Genomic DNA, 22,751 nt, shown 5'->3' on the forward strand with positions numbered 1-22,751 from the left:
GAAGAGTAAGCCGTTATGGCATTCACTTCTGTCTATTCCAGTCTGATTTCCGAAACGCTGGCACCGGTAGGCACCATAGGAAATACATTTTCTTCTTTTTCCACCAATACTTCCAGCAGATAAGGCTTATCTGACGCAATCATGGTATCGATTGAGGCCTGCAGGTCTTCGCGGTTTGCACAAGTATGTCCGTCGATACCAAAACCTTTAGCGATGGTGATAAAATCGGGGTTCTGCAGCTCTACAAAGGAATAACGCTTTTCAAAGAACAGCTGCTGCCACTGCCTTACCATCCCCAGATAATTGTTGTTGAGGATAATAATTTTCACCGGAAGCCCACTTTGCGCAATGGTGCCAAGCTCTTGGAGCGTCATCTGAAAACATCCGTCGCCAATAATGGCCACAACCTCACGGTCGGGCGCACCCACTTTAGCGCCAAAGGCGGCTGGAAGTGCGTAGCCCATGGTGCCTAGCCCTCCGGAAGTAATAAATGAGTTGGCTTTTTTGAATTGGTAGTACCTGGCCGTCATCATCTGGTGCTGGCCTACATCGGCCACCATAATCGCCTCGCCATTGGTTTTATCGGAGAGTTTGCGAATTACCTCAGCCATTTTTATTTTTTCAGTGTCACCCGAAAGTTCTGGCGTGGTAATCTTCTCAAACTCCTCTTGTTCATATTTCTTAAACTCCGAGCGCCATTCCGAATGATCATTTTTATTCACCAAGGGAAGGAGCTGTTGCAAAACAATTTTTGCATCCCCAACTACTGGTGCCTCCGTCTTCATGATTTTGTTGATTTCGGCGGGATCAATCTCAATATGGACCACTTTAGCCTGTCGGGCATACCGGCTCAGGTCGCCGGTTACCCGGTCGTCGAAACGCATGCCTACGGCAATGATGACGTCACACTGATTGGTAAGCACATTGGTGCCATAGTTGCCATGCATTCCTAGCCAGCCTACATAATTAGGATGATCTACTGATACCGAAGACAAACCTAATAGGGTCGATGCCGCTGGTACATCTGTTTTCTCGATAAATTGCAGTAACTCTTCTTCTGCTTTGGCGATATTCACACCGTGACCAAAGAATAGGAATGGCTTTTTGGCCTCGTTAATGAGCTTTGCCGCGACCTGAATCTGATCCGCTTTTGGGGCTAGCCGAGGGTGGTAGCTCAACAGTTTTTCACATTTCTTATAATTGAATGGCTTGCTCAGGAGCTCGTTCTGTGCATTTTTGGTAATGTCGATCAACACAGGTCCTGGACGTCCGGACTTGGCAATATAAAATGCCTTGGCCATGATTTCAGGTATCTCGTCGGCGCGGGTTATCTGGTAGTTCCATTTGGTGATCGGGATAGTGATACCAATGATATCGGTTTCCTGAAAAGCATCGGTACCCAGCAAGCTGGCGGCTACCTGACCTACAATACAAACCATAGGCGTGGAATCGATGATGGCATCGGCAATTCCAGTTACTAAGTTGGTCGCGCCTGGACCCGATGTTGCCAAACAAACCCCAACTTTTCCGGTAGTTCGGGCGAAGCCTTCAGCCGCATGGGAAGCGCCCTGTTCGTGGCGTACCAATATATGGTTCACTCGGTCTTGGTAGTCATATATGGCGTCATAGACGGGCATAATGGCACCACCAGGATATCCAAATATGGTTTCTACTCCCTCGTGAATCAGCGCCTGGATCACGGCATGTGAGCCATTGATTAATTCGGGGGTGGTGGACGCTACGGCTTGTGGGTCCATTTCGGCTACGGCTGTTTGTTTTTCATTAAATTCCATGACTCGTATATTGATTAGTCTGATGAATTTTCAAGATATTATATCAAAGGGGCTATGCCTCGTCAGTTACACAGCCTTCGCTGGCCGACTTGACGGTGCGTATATAACGCCCTAGCATCCCTTTGGTGAATTTGGGCTCGGGCTGAACCCAAGCGGCCTTTCTTTGGGCTAATTCTTCGTCGGACACATGGAGCTTTAATTCCCGGGTGTCTGCGTCGATGGTGATAAGGTCTCCGTCTTTTACCAGGGCAATGGGGCCACCATCGAATGCTTCGGGGCAGATATGTCCTACCACAAAGCCATGGGTACCTCCCGAGAATCGGCCGTCGGTAATTAAAGCGATCTTATCGCCCAGGCCTGCGCCCATAACGGCGGAAGTAGGCTTAAGCATTTCCGACATGCCTGGGCCCCCTTTTGGCCCGGCATTCCGAATTACGACTACCTGCCCTTCTTTAATCTCTCCTTTGGCCAGGGCGTCGATAATCTCCGATTCGTGCTCGCAAATCTTCGCTATTCCTTCGAAGCGCATGCCCTCTTTACCAGTGATTTTGGCCACCGAGCCTTCTGGAGCCAGATTGCCGTAAAGGACCTGAATATGTCCCGAAGGCTTGATCGCCTTCTCTATAGGGAATACAATTTTTTGAGCTTCGAAATCCAGGGAAGGAACATCAGCCAGGTTTTCTGCCACAGTCTTTCCTGTTACGGTAATACAGTCGCCATGAATTAACCCCTTTCCGAATAGATACTTCATCACGGCTGGTACGCCTCCTATTTCCAGCATATCTTCCATGTAATATTTGCCGCTAGGTTTCAAGTCGGCAATAAATGGGACGCGATCTGAAATGGTCTGGATGTCGTCTAAGGTAAGCGGAATTCCCGCAGCACGGGCGATAGCCAGGTAGTGCAGGGTAGCGTTTGTAGAGCCGCCCAGGGCCATGACCACTGTCAAGGCATTTTCTAAGGATTTACGGGTAATGATCTCCTTAGGGGTAATATTAAGTTCCAGAAGTTTTTTCATGGCATGGCCAATCTTGCGGCACTCCTCTTTCTTGCCCTCGTGGGTGGCAGGGTAGCTGCTTCCAAAAGGAAGGCTTAGGCCCATGGCTTCAATAGAAGAGGCCATGGTGTTGGCAGTATACATCCCGCCGCAGGCCCCCTGCCCGGGGATAGAGTTCTGAATTACTCCTTTAAAGTCTTCGTCGGAGATATTATTGGCAAATTTTTGGCCTAAAGCTTCAAATGCCGATACGATATCTAGTTTTTTCCCTTTATAATGTCCGGAACGAATGGTTCCACCATATACCATAATGGCGGGACGGCCGATACGCGCCATGGCCATAATGGCGCCAGGCATGTTTTTGTCGCAGCCTACCACGGCGATTACGCCATCGTACCACTGAGCAGAAACTACGGTTTCGATCGAGTCGGCAATGATGTCGCGGCTGGGTAGGGAGAAACGCATCCCATCGTTACCATTGGTCATCCCATCGGATACGCCTATGGTGTTAAATATTAGCCCTATCATATCATTATCGGCCTGAACCCCCTGCTTGACATACACGGAAAGTCCATTTAGATGCATGTTACAGGGGTTGCCCTCATAGCCTGTGCTGGCGATGCCGATCTGGGGCTTGGCAAAATCTTCTTCCTTTAGACCAATGCCGTATAGCATGGCCTGTGCTGCTGGATTGGTGACTTCCTGTGTAAGGGTCTTTGAAAACTTATTTAATTCGTTCGCCATGGTTTATGAATAGGATAAAAATAAAAACACCTCAGTCGCCGTGGTGAGTGAGGTGCAGGTATATGATATAAGCCTTCCCACTCACGCTTGTGGCGTGACTACGAGTAGTAGGTGTGGGATAATGATCTGCATTTCTAAGCGTAATTTTAATTGGTAGCGAAATTTCGCTATTCTGTGTTTGCTGTTACAAAGTAGGGAGGTAACTTTTTATTTTCCAAATAATAAAGGAATTTTTTGATTGAAAACTTCGATAAATACCAAATGATTATGAATAGGAGGATGGTTTAAGGAAAAGAATTAATTTTGTTTTCTTAAATCATCAGAGACTATGCTAACAACAGAATCGAGCTCAAAATATAATGATCTTGAGAAAATGTCGGTCAGCGACATTATACATTCCATCAACCAGGAAGATGAAACCGTTCCCGGGGCGGTGCGCAGGGCCTTGCCGCAGATCGAGGCACTAATTAGCCAGATAGAGCCCCGGATGAAAGCCGGGGGCCGGATATTCTATATAGGGGCCGGCACCAGTGGCCGGCTGGGAATATTGGATGCATCCGAGTGTCCTCCCACATTCGGGGTGTCACCAGGCCTGGTTGTAGGCCTTATCGCCGGGGGCGACCATGCCATCCGCAACGCAGTAGAAAATGCAGAGGACGATTGGAACCAAGCCTGGATCGATCTTCAGGCCTATAAGCCTACTGCTCAAGATACCCTTATAGGTATTGCAGCTTCGGGGCGTACTCCTTATGTGATCGGGGGGCTCAATGAGGCTCAGAAGGCAGGTATGCTTACCGGCTGTGTAGTCTGTAATCAGGGCTCGGCTGTGGCCATGGCGGCCCAATATCCCGTTGAAGTGGTGGTAGGTCCAGAGTTTTTAACGGGAAGTACCCGTATGAAATCGGGAACGGCACAGAAACTGGTCCTTAATATGATTACTACAGCGGCCATGATTCGCCTGGGGAAGGTGAAAGGAAATAAGATGGTGGACATGCAGCTGACCAATGAAAAGTTGGTAGGAAGGGCTATCGGGATGATTATTGACGAGCTCGATGTCTCTCCCGACGAGGCGGCGTCACTCTTAGATGAGCATGGGAGTGTCAGAGCCGCTATAGAGGCCGTCCGCAAATAAAGATGCATTTCTGAATAAAGCCAGAAGGCCGCTACCTGAAATAGGTGTCGGCCTTCTGTATTATATGGTTAGTACGATTTTGCCGAATTGTTGACCCGACTGCATATATTGAAGTGCAGCTTCAGCCTCTTCCAAAGGAAACATCCGGTCGATGATGGGCGTGATACGATGCTGAGTAATTAAGGCAATCATATCGGCAAATTCTGCTTCGGTGCCCATGGTCGTGCCTAAAATATTAAGTTGTTTAAAGAATACCTTGGCGGGGACAATATTGGTAATATTTCCACTGCCTCCCCCATAAAAGCAGATCCGTCCTCCAGGAGCGGCTAGCCCTATCAGGTGTGCAAATCCCGCACCACCGGCGCTATCGATGATCACATTAAAATACCCGGTCTTGGGTCCTTTCGTTTTTACAAGAAGGTCTCGGTACCAGGTTGGATTTTTGTAATTGATGCCTCCTTTGGCACCCATTTCCATAACCCTGGCTATTTTTTCCTCCGAGCCGGAGGTTACCCATACCTCCGCACCCGAAGCGATAGCCATCTGTACGACCAAAAGGGCCACCCCACCCCCTGCACCAGTTACCAAAACCTTATCCGCAGGTGAGAAACCGGCCCGGGAGAAAAGTGCCCGGTATCCAGTAAGGCCTGCCAAAGGCAGGGCCGCGGCTTGCTCAAAGCTAAGATGAACCGGTTTCCTGACCAGATAGCGTGCCTCTACCTTCAGATATTCGGCAAAAGTCCCGGCGTCGGGCATACCCAGAATCTTATGGTTTGCCGAATAATAGGCCGGGTTATCTCCCCATTGGTGTGAGGGGTTGATCATTACTTCTTGATTTAGCCAGCTGTTAGCCACACCTTTGCCTAGCTCACAGACCACCCCAGCCCCATCGGAGCCCATTACCAAAGGGGTGGTAATCCGGGGGTATAAACCCTTCTGAATCCATAGGTCCCGGTGATTAAGGGCGGCGGCATTGAGACGGATAAGTACTTCCCCTGGCAAAGGTTCTGGCCTGCCTATCGTTTGTAGCTGCAGAGGCTCTCCTACCTTATCAAGTACTGCGGCTTTCATAGCTAGTTTATTTTAAGGTCCTGATTAAAGATACAAATTAAACTTTATACTAGGGCGAAGTCCATAAAATTCGTGATGCTTATTGTCACCAATTAATTAAGAATTGGTATATTAGGGGTAATCAGTGTATTTAACACCTCTATGACTTCTAATAATAATTCTATTGCTGTAATCTTTGATGATCATCAAATGTTTGCGGAGACTTTATCGGCATTATTGGAGCGTTTGGGAATTTTTTCGATCTGTAAATATTTTACTGAAGAAAAAGCTCTGCTTAGCTTCTTTCTTAAGGAAGGAGAAACACATCAACTATTTTTTTTCGTTGACTATTATTTGCAGGATAAGCATACCCTTCCGATAATCAACGATGCGCGTAGATTGAATAAGAATATTTTTATTATCGTGGTCAGCAGTGTCACGGATCCTTTGTCAATACAAAATATACTTTCTCTTAAGCCCGATGGTTTTCTCAGTAAAAGCAGTGGGGTGAGTGAAATTTTAGAATGTATCAGGATATTAGAGGGGAAGGAGCAGTATATCAGCCCCCTTATTAAGGAGTATATTCAGGACACGGATGCGCAGGTATCTTCCACCTTTACCGTCCGGGAGATCGAAATGTTAATTTATTTTAATCAAGGTTATTCAATCGCCGAAACTGCCGAGAAGGCCCATCTTAGCAAGCATACCATTGTGGCGCATCGCAGACGTATGATGGAAAAATCGGGATGTAAGTCCATAGGAGAATTATTAGCTTATGCTCGAAAGCGAGCCATTATATAGTATTTGAATCTGCAGAACCCGGTACTGGGGTTATGGGGAATGAGCAAATAATGCTAGTTCCTTTCCTTTTGTTGCCTGTCAGTTGAAATTGCCCCCCTAGGGAGTGCATACGGTCCTGAATGGAGTGAAGTCCCAAGGATTTCGGATTGTTTTTTTGTTTGAAACCTTTACCATTATCACTGACTTCAAGGATAAGCTGATCGAACTCATCGTATAAGAGAATTTCAACTTCTGTTGCAGCCGCATGTTTAATAATATTGGTAATGGATTCTTTCAAAATCAACAGTATAGTCTTTCGTACTTCGGCTGTTAGCCGAATTCCCACAATCGAGCTATCGGTATTTAATTTGATTCGAGTTCCGGAGAATAAAATATGGGCTTGATCAACAATTTTTTTCCAAAAGTCATCACTGTTTTCTTCCCAATACAGATTCTGTGATTTTTCTCTGACACGGTTGTAGCTTTCTTTCAGCATATCGAGCACCTTCAGGGTTTGTTGGCGGCTATCGGCCATGCCGGGTTGAAAGGCCAGCATTTGGAGATAATTCAAACTTGCCGCAATAGAAGCTGAAAAATCGTCGTGCAGGTCTTTTGCTATCATCTTCCTTTCCTGAGCCCGGGCATCGCTGACTTCGGTGAGCTTTAGTGCCATCATGGTATCGAACTGTTTTACTATTTTCTCGGTGTTTTTTCGAGAGTTTCTATAGCGAAAAAGTAGAACTGAGATGATAATCGTCACTAGTATCAACACCAATAAAGAAATCATGGTTATTCTACGCTGACGGGTTTCCAGATCCATGATCTGCTTTTTCCGCTGATTTATCTGGTAGATTCTGTCTATCTCCAGGCCCCTTCCTTGCAAGTCCAGCAAGGCTCGTTGCCTGACATGATCCAGTAGTTGTTGTTGATATTCTATCGCTTTGTCCAGGTTATTGTTTTGACGTTCCTCCATAATCAACTCCTCTAACACCTGTACGAGGACGTCGTCTGTAAGTTTTGAAAAGTCTAAATTTTCCAAGACGATGTCTGCTAATTTTTCTTCCCCTAGTTGTTTAAGACTTAATATTTTATAAGCCATAGCGTCTCCATAGTTATCGCGTGTATTCAACAGTGGGAATAAATGCTGAGCCGAGTCGATACAGGCTATGACCCGGCTCCACTGACCCTGGGCGAAATATAGTCCTGCCAAGGTGATATAGGAATCTACATTCTGAGGAAGGTTTGAATTGGCATTTTCAGCTTTAATATTAGCATGCATGGAAAGAATACTGTCTGACCAAGCCTTTTGAGCCGTGTCTCTATATTTGTCCAGGTAAGATAACTGCCGGCATTGTAAGATATAGGCCCGCTGTCGTGAGGTCCAGGCATCATAAGGTTCATTTTTTATGGCCGTCCAAGCGCTATCGTAATGCGCCAAAGCCAGATCGGAAAGCCTCAGGTTTCCTGCCAATCCCGCCAATGATGTATGAATAGAAGACTTATTTTTAGGTAAATTTCTGGTTTTGGCAATTTCCATTGATTGTTCCAAGGTATGATAGGCATCAATATGTTTATCCAGGGTCTTAAAAAAATGAGCCTTATAGAGGTATACATTAGGAAGATAGAATATGGGTTGGTACGAACTATTCGAGAATCTCGAGATAAACAAATCAACATATTGAATTCCTAATCTTGATTGGAATTGCGAAACACTTTTAGAAGCAGCATCGCCTTCTACGGTATTTCGATTGTACTCCCTTGCGAAATATAAATATCTACAAATGGTATGAAGATATTTATATTGGCTGGAGGAGGGGAATGAGTCTAGTTTTTTTGCGAAGGAATAGCAAATCTCATCTGTAGTAGCGCGCATTTCCGGAGACCAGTCGTGGTAATCGAAAGCGTATCTCAATATCTTGTTCGTTTCTTCAGCACTCAGGTTCATTTTATCCTGAGGACGAAGGCTATCGGGCAGGGCTGAATAATAATCCTGTGGGATTTGAGCGATGCATAAGGCCTGTGCTACCAAAGCCATGATACTACTCAGGCATAGGCTGTACAGGGACTTCTTTATTTTTATTTGTGACTTGGCCTTGAACATAGAATTTCCTTCATGACAGGATTCAGTTTGGAATATTGAACAAAGGGATATGCAAATACGAAAATTATTAAATTCCTATCCGAATGTAATCGTTCCTGATTCCTTGAGCGTATAGCCTTAATATAAGTAGTATTTTTTAAAATACGAGTAAACAGAATTCTCTGGTGGAAGTCCTGGTAGGCTCTCCTCCGATGATATTTATTTAGATGTGGAAGGATGGAAAAGGTCTCCAAACTAAAATCCTAATAGTCAGATTTAATTTTAAGCAGTAAGTTGCTATTCTTTAAATATGGTTCATTGAAATATCTGTCAGGCTTATTGCTATGACCAACCACAAAAAACCCTTAGCAGTAACCGTTAAGTGTTTTGAGAAACGGGTGATGCTAAGGGCCAAAATAGAACTAAATCTGATTAGATGTCAGAGTATTCGGTGGGGTAAAGAAATTTTTGGATATTTTTTGAAACATTATTCTGGTACTGAGGCTGGACTTTAAGCTTCGACCATTCATCATCGGCGCTAAAAGATTTCCAATGCGCATCCCTTGAGGCCTTATCTTCAAAAGTGGTCATGTACATCAGGTTGGGCATGGTTTTACCGGCCACCACTTCCCCGTAGAACACCGCATTGAAACCCAGCCTATCGAAAATACCTACTTCGTTTCCATCATTAAACATCTGCACCTTATTACGGTGTATTTTTTCGGTCTGGCTTTCATAGCTGCGGAGCTCATAGATACGGTCGGCTTTAGCGCCTTTGAGGGCGGGTAGCCGCATCATAGGATGTTTTACAAAGGCCTTTAAAAGAGTCGTTTCAATGCGCTCGTAAGGTGGGTTGGTGTAGACGGCATCGATATAATCCTTGCCTGAGGAAAGATACATTTGATCTTTTTCCAGGCTTTGGTTCAAGTTAACTAGCTGATCCAGGGACTTAAAAGGAGTAAGCACATAGATCTGCTTATCTGACAGGGAATCGGCGGAAACAGGTTTGAAGACACCCACATTTTTAATTCCTGCACGGTGCATGGCTGGGATATAGGCATCTTTCAAATACTTTTCCACACGCTGGCCCTGCTCGCTGTTCTTGATCTGGTAAATTTTTATTTCGTAAAATTCTTTCTTCTGAGCATGCGCCCAGGATACAGTAACCGCTAGAAATAGGATGAGCGCCACAAACGGCTTGAAAATGGAAATAGACATATCAGATCGAAATAATTGTGATGAGTATTGATAACCTAGTTATAAGACCTGATAGGCCATGCTCTACCCTTATTGCGACACAAAGATTCTCATTAAATTCCTATTAAAATTTTGGGCAGGACAACTCACGTTTCCTGGCTTTGGAGCGTCGTTGTTTGGGAGAAAGGGGTTCGAATACGTAGGAAAGAGAGATTTCGTGCGCTCCTCCACTGCTGGCACCCAGCGACGATATGGTGAGGTCGTAGCTATATCCAATCGAAAACTTATCTTGCCTGAAGCCTGCTAGCAGAATTAAAGCCTCATGATTGTTGATGCCTGCCTCGTACTTTTTGAAGGGAAGCCCTCTGTACCAGGCGCCCAGAACCAAGGGTTCCAGAGTGACATACATCCCCAGATCTAGCTGATCGTATTTTCCCTGTTTTTTGTAAAGAATGGCGGGAGAGATGGTTTTTTCTTTGTCTATCTCATTCCCTAGGAAAGTGTACCCGGCAAAAGGTATGCGAAGACCAGCCTGCAAACTAGCCTTGACGGGTAGGCGGGCCTCCACATTGGAGAAGGCCTGATTGGGACGGTTGAGATGGTGAGCCGAGATACCCGCCCAGTACCAGTCCGAATAAATCATCATTCCCGCTGAAAAGTCGGCATAGATTACATTGGGGCCACCCTGGGCAAAGGGGTCGCCGGAGGGATTCCCCGTAAGGCCTCCATTGTCGAACTGATCGCCAAAGGTAAGTCCATAGTAGTCAAGGGTTCGGGAGGCAACGCCCCCCTGTACGCCCATCCGCAGGGAAGTGAATTCATCAATGCCTATCTGGTAGGAGTATTGCAATGCGGCTTCAGTAGACTTAAGATTACCAAGTCCCTGGCTGTCCATTGTTACCAATACACCCAGTCCACTGTTATAATTGGGTAAAAAAACATCTGCTCCAACAGTGGTTGTCACGAAGTTTGCCGAAAGAGAAGGCCATTGATTGCGATAATTAATGGTAGCGCGAGGTGCTAACGCCCCACCGGCTAAAGCGGGGTTAAGGTATAGGGGATTGGCATAAAACTGAGAAAATTGGGGGTCCTGGCTCCAACCTTTCACCGTGATAAGTGTCAATAAAATCAGTAAGAGTACTTTCTTGAACATAGGGTAACGTATTGCGAACTGTATAGTGAGGTATCTTTAGAAAGAACAAACTAAGACAATTTGAATATGAATATCACAAATTATCAGCAATTTGCGTACAATTAATTAAATATGACTTATTATTTACACTTACGAGCTGCAAAATTAAAACCTCTAAATTTCGTTAGAAGCTTAGAAAAAGGCTGCATAAGGGATTTGGTATATCAGGGGCGCTTGAAATAGTAACGAAACATGGGTGAAATTTATATCACATATCGACAAGATTTTTTCAAACTCCTCATTCTGATGATTTTGTCGATAGGTAGTGCTCAGGCTCAGTTTGTAATTAGTGAAACTTGTGTGCCTAGTCCATACTGTGCCGAAAATGGGACTGTGTTTAGTGATATGGCTGGAAGTACCGCTACTGGTTGGCTTTGGACATTTAGTAATGGACAAAGCGCAACTACTCGTAGTACCATTCAACCTTTTATAACTCCAGGGAAATATTCAGCGACTCTTACCAGAACATTCGCAGATGGCTCTTCGACCACAGAAACCCAAAGTTTTACAATTGGCACGCTTCCTCCCGATTTTACGAACTGGGAAATAGAGAAGACCATTTGCCCAGGAGAAATTCTTGAATTGGACCCATACAAGGGCTCTACACCTCCGCCGGGCGCCACTTATCTATGGGCCCCAAATGGAGAAACTACTCAAACTATACAAGTGGATAAGTCGGATTGCTACTCAGTTCAAGTTACAATATTGAATGATCCTAATGACCCGAATAGTGCATGTACATTGGAGAATTTAATCAATGTAAACGTTTGTCAAGAACCAGCTAATCAACAAGGTGCAAAATGGTTCTTTGGTGAAAATGCCGGTTTAGATTTCAGTAATTCCCCTCCAACTCCTATTACAGATGGGAAACTTAATACGCCAGAGGGCACCTCTTCTATTTCCAATACCAAAGGCGATTTAATGTTTTACTCTGACGGAATCAGTGTTTTCGACAAAGATGGTAATGTTATGCCTTGTAGTTCCGGCCCATGCCAGCCCTTGCCGGGAAGTCCCACTTCGACCCAGTCAGTTCTTATCGTACCTCAGCCAACGTGTAAAGGATGCGAATATTTGTACAATGTATTTACCACCTCAGAAATAAATGGCACTAAGTTGCTTACCGTTAGTACCGTTGATATGCGTCAAAACTCTGGCAATGGTGCAATTATCTCTCAAAATACGACATTGCAGCAGCCTACGACTGAGCGTTTGGCATCTGTAAGAAATGATGCTGATAGTAGTTATTGGATAATTTCTCATGATTCGGGTACCAATCTTTTTCGAATTTTTCATTCAACAACCGCAGGGTTGATTGAAACAGGAACTCAAGCTCTAGGTATGGCTCATGATACACCGGAAAAAGGGGAAGGTTATATGAAGTTTTCTAGCAGCCCAAATAGCAATGGCGAAAGGCTGTTAGCGATAGTTATTCCGGGCCCACCAAATAATTATGTAGAAATATTTACTTTTAATGATGAGACTGGGGTTTTGACTTTCAACAGGACGCTAGACTTAGGTCCTGCGCCACCAAAGGCATATGGCGTGGAATTTTCTCCGGATGGTGAGAAGCTCTTTGTTTCCTTTCAAGGAGATGGTACCGAGCCTTCTTCCTTACGACAATATGATATTACTATTGCGGATGACCAATCGGTTGTAGATTTAGCGGAGGTTCTGGATACTTCTCCTACGGAGAAATATGGAGCGCTACAATTGGCCGGTGATGGTAAAATATATATGGCCATAGAAGGTAGTACAAGTCTTGCTGTTATTGGTGATCCTAATGGGGGCCAAATAGCAGGGGTAGATTATGAAAGAGTTGGCGTGCAACTTGGAGGAAAAAAATCTCAACTAGGCCTGCCCAATATGGTTGCAAACTTCAGTCAACAAAGTTCGGGATCAGGTTTTCAGGCTGAGGGATTTTGTACAGGAGTCCCTACTTCCTTCGAAGCAGGTCCTATTTGCGACCCACTTGAGGATATATCCTATGTTTGGGATTTTGGTGATGGGACCGTTATGCCCAGTAAAGATGCCCAAATCGATCATACTTATACCGCTCCAGGAAATTATACCGTTACACTGACCCAAACAAATCAATGTACTGTGGTAACGACAAGTCAGGTCATTACTATTTATGAGACTCCGTTACCAATCTCCTTACCTGATATAATCGAAGTACTCTGCGATGATGAAACTTTATTAGATATGGGAGTAGTGGCAAATGGCTATGTCTGGATCTTTAACGGAAAAGTTGTTGGGAGAGGGAAAACGTTAAATGTTAAAAAAAATCAACAAGGGAAATATGTGGCTATTGCTTATAACGATCCTGATGCAAATTGCTATTCCGAAAAAGTAATTGACGTATTTTTTCGTACTGTTGCACCATTCGATCTGGGGCCTGACTTGGCAATCTGCCGGAATACAACTGAAACCATCTTAGCTCCAGGAAATTCATGGGCAAGCTATTTATGGAACACTGGAGCAACATCCTCCTCTATTATTGTTAGCCAAGCGGGTAATTACGAGGTTGAGGTTACAGATAGAAATGGTTGTAAGGCAAAAGACAATATTCTAGTAACGGAATTACCATTTCCTAAGACAAATTTGCTACCCCAATATTTTATTTGTTTTCCTGACAAGCAGACATTATCCTTAGATGCTACGGGTACTAATATTGTTGAATATAGTTGGACTCCAACTGGTTCTAAGTCTCCAATCATTACTGTGGATGAGGCAGGTATTTATGAAGTTACATTGAAAAATACATCTGGATGTTTGGCTACAGAGAAAATTGAGGCAGTAGAGCAGTGCGAGCCCCGATTCTTTATTCCTGATGCCTTTACTCCTGACGGGCAGGGGCAAAATGAAACGCTGGAGGTATTCGGGGCATACTTCAAAAATTTTACCATACGGATTTACAATCGCTGGGGAGAAGTAATCTTTGCTTCTGATGATTATGAGAACAAATGGGATGGCACTTATAAGGGGTTAATGGTGCAACCCGGGGCATATCCCTATGTGATTACCTATGAGGCCCTGTATTTCCCCGACAGAGCTCCGGTGGTGAAACGTGGGTCGGTGATGCTCATTCGCTAGAAGCTGGGTAATACCGGAAAATTAGGTTATTTTTGAGCCTTAAAGGGCACTGTTTGCCCTGCTATTAACAGTGAAGTGTATGCGCCAAGACTATCTGTCGGGAGATAAAGAAAATTTATCCAATACGGAGAAGGAAATAGAAAAGGCTTTACGGCCTCTGACCTTCGATGATTTTGCCGGACAGGATAAGATATTAGAGAACTTAAAGATATTCGTTCAGGCTGCCCGCCAAAGGGGCGATGCCCTGGATCACGTGTTGCTGCACGGCCCTCCCGGTCTGGGCAAAACAACCCTTTCCAATATTGTCGCCAACGAATTGGGGGCAGGTATCAAGATCACATCCGGGCCCGTCTTGGACAAGCCCAGTGATCTGGCAGGTTTGCTCACCAACCTTCAGGAACATGATGTACTGTTTATCGATGAGATCCACCGGCTCAATCCCATCGTTGAAGAATATCTGTATTCGGCTATGGAGGACTATAAGATCGATATCATGCTCGATAGTGGCCCCAATGCGCGGAGTATACAGATAGGCCTGAATCCGTTTACCCTGATAGGCGCCACCACCAGAGCCGGAATGCTTACCTCTCCCTTGAGAGCTCGTTTCGGTATCAATGCGCGGTTGGAATATTATGATGCCGTGTTGCTAGCGAAAATACTCAAGCGCTCGGCGGCTATTTTGGATACACCTATGAATGATGAAGCGGCCTATGAAATTGCCCGTAGGAGTAGGGGTACCCCCCGCATCGCCAATAACCTCTTGCGTAGAACCCGGGATTTTGCCCAGGTGAAAGGCGACGGAAGCATCACGGTAGAGATCGCTGAAATAGCCCTGAAGGCCCTGGATGTAGATCAGAATGGCCTGGATGAGATGGACAACAGGATACTAACGACCATCGTGGAGAAATTTAAGGGAGGGCCTGTTGGCCTTTCTACCATAGCTACCGCCTGTGGTGAAGAAGCAGAAACCATTGAAGAGGTCTACGAGCCTTTTCTGATTAAGGAGGGGTATATGAAGCGTACCTCCCGAGGCAGGGAGGTTACTGAAAAAGCTTTCCGTCACCTGGGTGTTTTGCCCCGACACAGGGCGGGAGAGTTGTTTTAGCAGGCTATCTGCCAGGAGGCTATGCCCCGTTAATAATTTTTTCTACCCCGGTTCTGTAATTCCTGTTAGCGGGTAATACAGGAACGTCTTACCTAACATCTACTTAACATTTTATTCAAATAGTTATCGTACTTTTGCGGAGAATTTTGCCTGAACGTCTCCACATGGATACAATTTGTCCTATAAAATTAGTTGTTAGAGTGCCCTGCGCCATTATTGAACACGATGGTCTGGTGCTGGCTGCTCAGCGTAGCGCCCATCTTTCTTTTCCCTTAAAATGGGAGTTTCCAGGTGGGAAGCAGGAGAAGTACGAAAACGACGAGCAGACACTGGATCGGGAAATACGGGAGGAATTGGATGTGGAAGTCTCCATCATCCACAAATTACCAGATACCGTGAAGGACCAGGGTTGGCGCGAGATCGTACTCGTTCCCTTTGTATGCCGGCTCAAAACCTTTGAAATGACACTTTCGGAGCACGAGAAAATTCTTTGGCTGCATCCCGACAACCTCGGCGAATTGGATTGGACCGAGGGCGACTGGGATATTATACAGAGTTACCGGGAATACTTATCGATTAAACAATAGTCTTTTGCCCTTCTGAGACATATCGAAGCGGCCATTTTCATAGGCGAGATGCCCCGACACAAAGGTATGGGTCACCGCAGCTTGAAAGGTGGTCTCCTCAAATGGCGACCAGCCACATTGGGCATGCAGGCTCTCTGCCGTAACGGTAGTTTGTGCCTGCAAGTCTACCAGTACCAAGTCAGCCCAGTAGCCTTCCCTGATATATCCTCTTTCGGCAATCTGAAAGCAATCGGCCACGGCATGTGTCATCTTCTCTACGGCCGTTTCTAAGGTTATTTTTCCCTGACGGCTCATTTCTAACATAACATTCAGAGAATGTTGTACCAAAGGAAGTCCTGCCGGTGCCTGCCAGTAAGACTGGTTTTTCTCTGTAGCGGTATGGGGGGCATGGTCGGTGGCAATCACATCGATACGGCCATCCAATAGCGCTTGTAAGATAAGGGCCTTGTGATGCGGAGCTTTAATGGCCGGGTTGCACTTAATTTTCGTTCCTAAGGTTTTATAGTCTTCCGAATCAAACCATAGATGGTGCACACATGCTTCAGAGGTAATGCGCTTTTCAGAACCATCGGCCCTAAGTATCTTACCGTCTTTCCGGGTCCCAATCTCGAATAGGGAAACTTCGTCGCCGGTGGAAATATGCAGGATATGAAGGCGGGTTCCATGCTTACGTGCCAAGTCGCTGGCAAAGCGTGACGAAGTGAGGCAGGCTTCTTCGTTGCGGATTAGCGCATGGATGTCATAGGGAACGTTATCCCCATACATTTCCTTGAAGTGCTCCATACGCTTGCGCACAGTAGGCTCGTCTTCGCAGTGGGTTGCAATCAGGGTGGGAGCGTTAGCAAAGAGTTTTTCCAACACTTCAGGGGCATCTACTAGCATATTGCCCGTAGAAGATCCCATGAACACCTTAATGCCACAAATTTTGGAAATATCCGTTTTCATGACCTGATCATAATTATCATTGGACGCCCCCATAAAGAAAGAGTAATTGGCTACCGAAGTTCTGGCAGCTATTTCATACTTATCTTCCAGCAGGCCTTGGGTAAGCGTGTTGGGTACGGTATTGGGCATTTCCATAAATGAAGTTACCCCCCCCGCTACAGCAGCCCTCGCTTCCGATTCTATGCAGGCTTTATGGGTGAGTCCAGGCTCGCGGAAATGTACCTGATCGTCGATTACGCCCGGTAGCAGATGTAAGCCTTTGGCGTCGATGATCCGGTCGGCCTCCATATGTTGCAAATCTTTTCCTATTCTGAGTATTCGTCCATCACTGATTAGTACGTCCGACTCTTTTGTTGTATTTTCATTAACGACTAAGGCGTTCAGAATAAGCGTTTTCATAGGGGCCAGTTGGTTTTTTACGGCTACAAAGGTATTCAGCGAAAATTTATAAGCACCAATATAAACCCTTAAATTATGAAATGGCAAGATATTTGGTCCGATTTTGTGGATTTGCTGTTTCCTCGCTGCTGTGAAGCTTGTGATATTCCTTTGGTAGGAAATGAAGCACTGATCTGTACCGCCTGCCGGATTAGTTTGCCTAGGGTAGGTCCTGGCAGTCTGTATGCCGAGCAAGCGAGCAACCGCTTTCTCCATATCCCGGAGGTGAAAAGTGCCGGTGCTTTTCTTCTATTCGCCAAACGAGGAAAGACGCAAAGATTGCTGCATGCGCTCAAATATCGTGGGGCTAAGGATTTGGGGATCGCCATTGGGCGAATGTTCGGGGAGGAGATGCTCCTGAATGGGGAGATGCCTCCCGTGACCCTTATCGTAAGCGTACCCTTGCATGCTCGAAAACGTAGACAAAGAGGATATAATCAGAGCGAATTGATTGCTGAAGGCATTTCCCAGGCCATAGGGGTTCCTTGGTCGGCAGAGCTGCTGGTACGCCGAAAATTTACGGAAACGCAGACGGGAAAAGACAGGCTGGAACGAAGAGAAAACGTAGAAGGGGTATTTGAAATAGGGAATTTTCAGGACTGTAAAGAGGTAATGCTCGTTGACGATGTGCTGACGACAGGAGCTACCCTAGAGGCCTGTGTACTCGTGCTTGTTGCAGCGGGGGTAAAAAAAGTCCATATTCGGACACTTGCTATGGCCCAGCATTAATAATGAAGGGTTGTTATAAAGAAAAAAGGCAATTACCTCAGGTAATCGCCTTTTTTCTTCGGTTTTTTAAACCATTATTTATGACTTCCTGTAGCGATCATGGCGCAGCGGAAACCTACCATGGCAGTAGAAGAATCCTGTGCCATATAACGGCGCGTACCAGGAGATAACCAGTAGGCCACGTCGGCCCATGATCCTCCTTTGTAAACGCGGAGTTCATCGTTTACCAGAGAGTTATTATTTTTTGTGTCGTAATTTTTAGCCTGATCCTGGTATCCATCTCTACGGAAAGAATTCAGATCATTTACGTCACTATTCGATAAGGGGCGGTAAACATCATATACCCACTCACTCACATTTCCTGCCATGTCATATAAACCAACGTCGTTGGGAGGATAGGAACGTATTTCCTGGGTGATGATTGCTCCGTCATTAGACTTCCCGGCAATACCGGCATAATCACCAGGCCCCCGCTTGAAGTTAGCAAGCATGGTTCCTTGCTTCCGGCCACGTGGCTGGCGCATGGTAGAGCCATCCCATGGGTAAATTCTTGAATTAGATTGATTTTCGTCTGAGTATTGGGTGCCAATCATAGCCATGGCTGCATATTCAAATTCCGCTTCAGTTGGAAGGCGGTAAGGAGGCATGACGTATCCACTCTCAATAGTTTGAGCTGGAGCCATTCCCGCACTGGCCACTTCGGCTTCAGCAGTAGCTTCCTTCTTTTTCTTGCCAAAGGAGATTCCCTTTTTGTTCCCTGCACTCTGTCCCTTAGAATTGTTGGCCATTTGTACTGCCTGAGTACGCCAGTTACAATAATCGTTGGCTTGTACCCACGATACCCCTACTACAGGATAGAGTCGGAAACCAGGATGACGCAAATACATAGTTACATAGGAATCGTTGAAAGAGAGCTCGTTGAACCAGACGGTGGTGTCGGGCAAAGCCTTACTATAAAACTCCTCTGAAGAGTCTCGCTGCACGGCGTTCAGATATTCCAAATAATGGACGTTGGCAACCTCAGTTTGATCCATATAAAAAGACTGAATACTTACCGTACGCTTGGGGTTGTCGCGACGCATCATCACTTCTTCCTCCAAGGACCCCATGGTAAAGCGCCCTCCTTCTATATATACCAAATCTGGACCAGCAGGCAGTGCTTTATATTGCTTAACCTGAAATCCATCTTTGCCGTTATATGCCAAACCCGTTTTGGAGCTCGTTTTACCTGGCTTCAAACTGGTTGGCTTCTTATTTTTACTACAGGAAGTAGCCGCTAATAAGACAATCAGAATCAGCGTGATTGACCGGATACCCATCTTATGCATGCAAATCATTGCTTTAAAGTGACTTAAGTGTTTCTTAATTATATAGTATGTCAAATGGCAAATGTATGAAATCAATCGCAATTAATTTCTTTTCAAAATTGATTAACTCGTCATTTCTATTAGAATTGTCCGCGCTTGTTCAATATTTTTTACGTTTTCACAGGTTAGTATCAGCTTGCCCTTTGAATCTTTCAGCGAACTCACCTTGGGGTAGGTCTTTATATAATCGATTACCTTACCAAACTTGGCCGACTGAAAAAATGCATCGTTCTGCGAAGTAACGAAGTATCCTTTTAAAGTATTGTTTTTCAGGGTTAGTTTTTCCATGTACAGGCTTTCGGCCTCCCAGCGCAGCCGCACCATTTTCAAAAGATCCTGAACCTCAAGGGGGATGGGGCCGAAACGATCGAGAATTTCTTCTTCAAATTTAGAGAGTTCGTCCTCGGTTTTAATGTTGTCCAGTCGTGTATACAACGAAAGTCTTTCCGAAATATTCTTTACGTAGCCATCTGGAATCAAAGTAGCGGCGTCCGTTTCAATCTGGCAGTCCGGGATTAACTTCTGGGGAAGGGCCATAGTAGAAGCGAACAAATCCTTGAATTCATTGTTTTTTAGCTCCTGAACGGCTTCATCTAGCATTTTATGGTAAAGTTCGTAGCCCAGATCATTCACAAATCCACTTTGCTCGGCACCCAATAAATTTCCTGCTCCCCGAATATCCAAGTCGCGCATAGCTACTTTAAATCCGTCGCCCAGGTCGGAGAATTCTTCCAGAGTCTGTAGCCTCTTGCGCGATTCGCTGGCCAGTGTCGACATGGATGGAGTCAGCAGATAGCAAAAGGCCTTGCGATTGGATCGGCCTACTCTACCGCGCATCTGGTGCAGGTCGGACATGCCAAACATATGAGCCGAATTGATAATGATGGTGTTGGCATTCGGAATATCGATGCCCGACTCAATGATATTGGTCGATACCAATATGTCATATTCCCCTTCAATGAAATTGACCATCACCTTTTCAAGTTTATCCCCATCCATCTGCCCATGAGCCACGCCAATGCGGACATCAGGGACCAGGCGCATGATAATGTTGGCAATAGACTCGATATCGCCCACCCGGTTGTGTACAAAAAATACCTGACCTCCCCGCTGAATCTCATAACTGATGGCATCGCGGATAAATTCTTCACTGAAGCTATGAACTTCTGTAGTGACCGGTTGGCGGTTGGGGGGAGGGGTGGCAATGACCGACAAGTCTCTAGCTCCCATCAATGAAAAATGTAGTGTTCGTGGGATCGGAGTGGCTGTCAGGGTGAGCACATCTACGTTTACACGCATTTCCTTTAACCTATCCTTCGCCTTTACCCCAAACTTTTGCTCCTCATCGACAATCAGCAGACCCAGATCTTTAAAATGAACATCCTTATTTAATATCCGGTGTGTCCCTATCAGAATGTCTATTTTCCCTTCGGCAGCCTCTTTCAAGGTCGCTTTGATCTCCTTAGTAGTCTTAAAACGGTTGATGTAACCAACGGTAGCGGGGAAGTCTGAAAGTCGTTCGCTGAAGGTTTTAAAATGCTGCATGGCCAAGATAGTAGTAGGTACCAGCACGGCCACTTGTTTACTGTCGCAAACGGCCTTAAAGGCAGCCCGGATGGCGATTTCAGTTTTACCAAAGCCCACATCGCCACATACCAGTCTATCCATCGGATGGGCCTTTTCCATATCCCCTTTTACATCTGCCGTTGCTGTAGCCTGATCCGGGGTATCCTCGTAGAGGAACGATGATTCCAGCTCCGCCTGAAGGTAATTGTCAAGAGAATATTGAAAGCCTGGGGCCTGTCTTCGCTTGGCATACAGAGAAATCAGCTCATGAGCAATGTCCTTTAACTGTTTTTTTACCCTGCTTTTTTTGGCTTCCCAGTCTCCAGAGCCTAACTTGCTCATAGCAGGGGGTGTGCCTTCCTTACCGGTATATTTTGCTATTTTGTGTAAGTTGTGAACACTCACATACAAAAGGTCATTATCGCGATATATGAGTCGAATGGCCTCCTGTTCCTTTCCATTAACATCTTTCCGCTCCAGACCAGCGAAGCGCCCTATACCATAGTCTACATGGGTGACAAAGTCTCCAGGTTGGAGGGTTTTGAGCTCCTTTAGGGTTATGGCCTTTGTTTTGCTAAACTTATCTTTTAGCTTGTATTTAAAAAAGCGTGCGAATATCTGATGGTCGGTATAACAGGCAATCTTAAGGTTTTCGTCTAAAAAGCCCTCCCGAAGAGAGACGTGCATGGGTCGGAACTTAACGAAGGGATCCAGATCTTCGAAAATCCGCTCCAGCCGATCGAGCTGTTTGGGTTGCTCGGAGGCTATAATACTAATATATCCTTTGGATTGGTTCTCGTTAAGGTCGTCCATCAGCCGCTTGAAATCCTTGTTGAAGGAGGGCTGGGGTTTGGTGCTATAAGGAAGTTTATATTCCGTTTTGAAATAAAAACGCTTCCCAAATTCGACCGTATTAAAGGTTTTTACCTGATTGAGAAATCCACGACGAGTTTCAAACAAATCCTGGGGGTCCGAAACAATTTGTACGCCTCCACCCGTAACCTCTAGCAGGGCTTTCTCTGCCTTTTCAAGATTACTTTCGATCACCTCAAGCGTCAGCTCCATGTCCTTGATCCACAGCGTAGCTTTGTTGCCTACAAAGTTCAAGAAAGATTCCCGAGTTTCATTGACCAGCTTTTGCTGAATATCCGGCACAATATTGACCAGGGGTACCGATTTACTGGAAAGCTGGGTGTCAGGGTCGAAGGGACGGATGCTCTCTACCTCATCTCCAAAGAGTTCGATGCGGAAAGGTTGCTCATTGGCATAGGAAAAAACATCGATGATTCCTCCACGGACTGAGAATTGGCCTGCTTCAAATACGAAGTCGGTGATTTCGAAGTCATAACTATTTAAGAATTCAGTAAGAAAACTAGGGTCCAGCCGCTCCCCAACTTTCACCTGAAAAGTATTCGCTAAGAGGCTTTTTTTATTGATTACTTTTTCAGAGAGCGCTTCTGGATAGGTGACGATCTGGAAGGCATCAGGCTTGGGTACATTGAGTTTATTGAGGATTTCTCCTCGCATCAGTACGTTAGCATTGTCTACCTCTTCATAATGATAGGGGCGCTTGTAGGAGGTGGGGTAAAATAATACCTCATTTTCCCCCATCAGGTTTTGCAGGTCGTTTTGGAAATAGGCAGCTTCCTCACGGTCGCTAAGAATATAAAGAGCTGGAGCGGGCTTCTTTTTTTGAATGGCTGCGCATATCACCGCATCCACACTGCCCACTAGTCCTTTAATCTGTAGGTGGGTCGCTTCGTCTTTTTTGATAGACATCTGGGATACCAAGCTATCCAGGTAGCTGTCGCCCGCATACAGTTTTAATAAGTCTTGAACTTCCAATGAAATAGTTATTTAGTCTGGGTAGCCCTTTTGGAAGGACTACTATTCGATGGCTTAATGAAATGGAATGGTAATTTTCTTGGGATAAGTTTGTTTCTATCCAAACAGAAA

At 45.5% G+C, this 22,751-nt stretch carries 15 protein-coding genes; 6 read left to right on the forward strand and 9 right to left on the reverse strand.

Going from position 1 to position 22,751, the window contains the following annotated elements; genetic code table 11:
- Window positions 1-32: 32 nt before the first annotated feature.
- Both ilvB and ilvD read right to left on the reverse strand, forming a co-directional pair.
- On the reverse strand, window positions 33-1,793 hold the full coding sequence (gene ilvB / locus X939_RS0114780) for a biosynthetic-type acetolactate synthase large subunit (RefSeq protein ID WP_025764066.1): 1,761 nt from the start codon (window positions 1,791-1,793) through the stop codon (window positions 33-35).
- A 52-nt stretch (window positions 1,794-1,845) separates the two neighbouring features.
- Window positions 1,846-3,534, reverse strand: a complete 1,689-nt coding sequence (gene ilvD / locus X939_RS0114785; protein WP_025764067.1) for a dihydroxy-acid dehydratase — start codon at window positions 3,532-3,534, stop codon at window positions 1,846-1,848.
- 328 nt (window positions 3,535-3,862) lie between these two features.
- Here ilvD and murQ point away from each other — a divergent pair, with 328 nt between their 5' ends.
- Window positions 3,863-4,666 (forward strand): N-acetylmuramic acid 6-phosphate etherase, encoded by an 804-nt coding sequence (murQ, locus tag X939_RS0114790; RefSeq protein ID WP_025764068.1) that lies wholly within the window; start codon window positions 3,863-3,865, stop codon window positions 4,664-4,666.
- Between the two features lie 60 nt (window positions 4,667-4,726).
- Here murQ and X939_RS0114795 read toward each other — a convergent pair whose 3' ends face one another.
- Window positions 4,727-5,737 carry a quinone oxidoreductase family protein gene (locus X939_RS0114795; protein ID WP_025764069.1) on the reverse strand — a complete coding sequence of 337 codons (1,011 nt, stop codon included), beginning with the start codon at window positions 5,735-5,737 and terminating at the stop codon, window positions 4,727-4,729.
- A gap of 141 nt (window positions 5,738-5,878) precedes the next feature.
- Between X939_RS0114795 and X939_RS0114800 the strand changes: the two genes are divergently transcribed.
- Entirely contained in the window at window positions 5,879-6,517 is a 639-nt protein-coding gene (locus tag X939_RS0114800) for a response regulator transcription factor (RefSeq protein ID WP_025764070.1), read from the forward strand.
- Here X939_RS0114800 and X939_RS0114805 read toward each other — a convergent pair.
- The 3 genes from X939_RS0114805 to X939_RS0114815 all read right to left on the reverse strand — a co-directional run bounded on the left by X939_RS0114805 (window position 6,510) and on the right by X939_RS0114815 (window position 10,926).
- Window positions 6,510-8,597 carry a tetratricopeptide repeat-containing sensor histidine kinase gene (locus tag X939_RS0114805; RefSeq protein WP_025764071.1) on the reverse strand — a complete coding sequence of 696 codons (2,088 nt, stop codon included), beginning with the start codon at window positions 8,595-8,597 and terminating at the stop codon, window positions 6,510-6,512. The two genes, X939_RS0114800 and X939_RS0114805, sit on opposite strands and share 8 nt — an antisense overlap.
- A 411-nt stretch (window positions 8,598-9,008) precedes the next feature.
- Entirely contained in the window at window positions 9,009-9,794 is a 786-nt protein-coding gene (locus X939_RS0114810; protein WP_025764072.1) for an NIPSNAP family protein, read from the reverse strand.
- 103 nt (window positions 9,795-9,897) lie between these two features.
- The gene (locus X939_RS0114815) at window positions 9,898-10,926 is read right to left on the reverse strand and encodes a PorP/SprF family type IX secretion system membrane protein (RefSeq protein WP_025764073.1); all 1,029 of its coding nucleotides are present in this window, start codon (window positions 10,924-10,926) and stop codon (window positions 9,898-9,900) included.
- Window positions 10,927-11,211: 285 nt separating this feature from the next.
- Between X939_RS0114815 and X939_RS0114820 the strand changes: the two genes are divergently transcribed.
- From X939_RS0114820 to X939_RS0114830, 3 genes are all read left to right on the forward strand, one after another.
- The gene (locus X939_RS0114820) at window positions 11,212-14,058 is read left to right on the forward strand and encodes a PKD domain-containing protein (RefSeq protein WP_044199661.1); all 2,847 of its coding nucleotides are present in this window, start codon (window positions 11,212-11,214) and stop codon (window positions 14,056-14,058) included.
- A 79-nt stretch (window positions 14,059-14,137) separates the two neighbouring features.
- On the forward strand, window positions 14,138-15,163 hold the full coding sequence (gene ruvB, locus X939_RS0114825) for a Holliday junction branch migration DNA helicase RuvB (RefSeq protein ID WP_025764075.1): 1,026 nt from the start codon (window positions 14,138-14,140) through the stop codon (window positions 15,161-15,163).
- A 164-nt stretch (window positions 15,164-15,327) separates the two neighbouring features.
- A complete protein-coding gene (locus X939_RS0114830) occupies window positions 15,328-15,750 on the forward strand; it encodes a (deoxy)nucleoside triphosphate pyrophosphohydrolase (RefSeq protein ID WP_025764076.1) in 423 nt (140 codons plus the stop codon).
- Here X939_RS0114830 and X939_RS0114835 read toward each other — a convergent pair.
- Window positions 15,733-17,094 (reverse strand): dihydroorotase, encoded by a 1,362-nt coding sequence (locus tag X939_RS0114835; protein ID WP_025764077.1) that lies wholly within the window; start codon window positions 17,092-17,094, stop codon window positions 15,733-15,735. The genes X939_RS0114830 and X939_RS0114835 overlap by 18 nt on opposite strands.
- Window positions 17,095-17,169: 75 nt before the next feature.
- Between X939_RS0114835 and X939_RS0114840 the strand changes: the two genes are divergently transcribed.
- On the forward strand, window positions 17,170-17,862 hold the full coding sequence (locus tag X939_RS0114840) for a ComF family protein (RefSeq protein WP_025764078.1): 693 nt from the start codon (window positions 17,170-17,172) through the stop codon (window positions 17,860-17,862).
- A 74-nt stretch (window positions 17,863-17,936) separates the two neighbouring features.
- Here X939_RS0114840 and gldJ read toward each other — a convergent pair whose 3' ends face one another.
- Both gldJ and mfd read right to left on the reverse strand, forming a co-directional pair.
- Window positions 17,937-19,190 carry a gliding motility lipoprotein GldJ gene (gene gldJ / locus X939_RS0114845; RefSeq protein WP_025764079.1) on the reverse strand — a complete coding sequence of 418 codons (1,254 nt, stop codon included), beginning with the start codon at window positions 19,188-19,190 and terminating at the stop codon, window positions 17,937-17,939.
- 102 nt (window positions 19,191-19,292) lie between these two features.
- The gene (mfd, locus tag X939_RS0114850; RefSeq protein WP_025764080.1) at window positions 19,293-22,640 is read right to left on the reverse strand and encodes a transcription-repair coupling factor; all 3,348 of its coding nucleotides are present in this window, start codon (window positions 22,638-22,640) and stop codon (window positions 19,293-19,295) included.
- Window positions 22,641-22,751 lie beyond the last annotated feature (111 nt).

It is taken from the genome of Dyadobacter tibetensis Y620-1 (assembly GCF_000566685.1).
GTDB classification, from domain to species: Bacteria; Bacteroidota; Bacteroidia; order Cytophagales; family Spirosomataceae; genus Dyadobacter; species Dyadobacter tibetensis.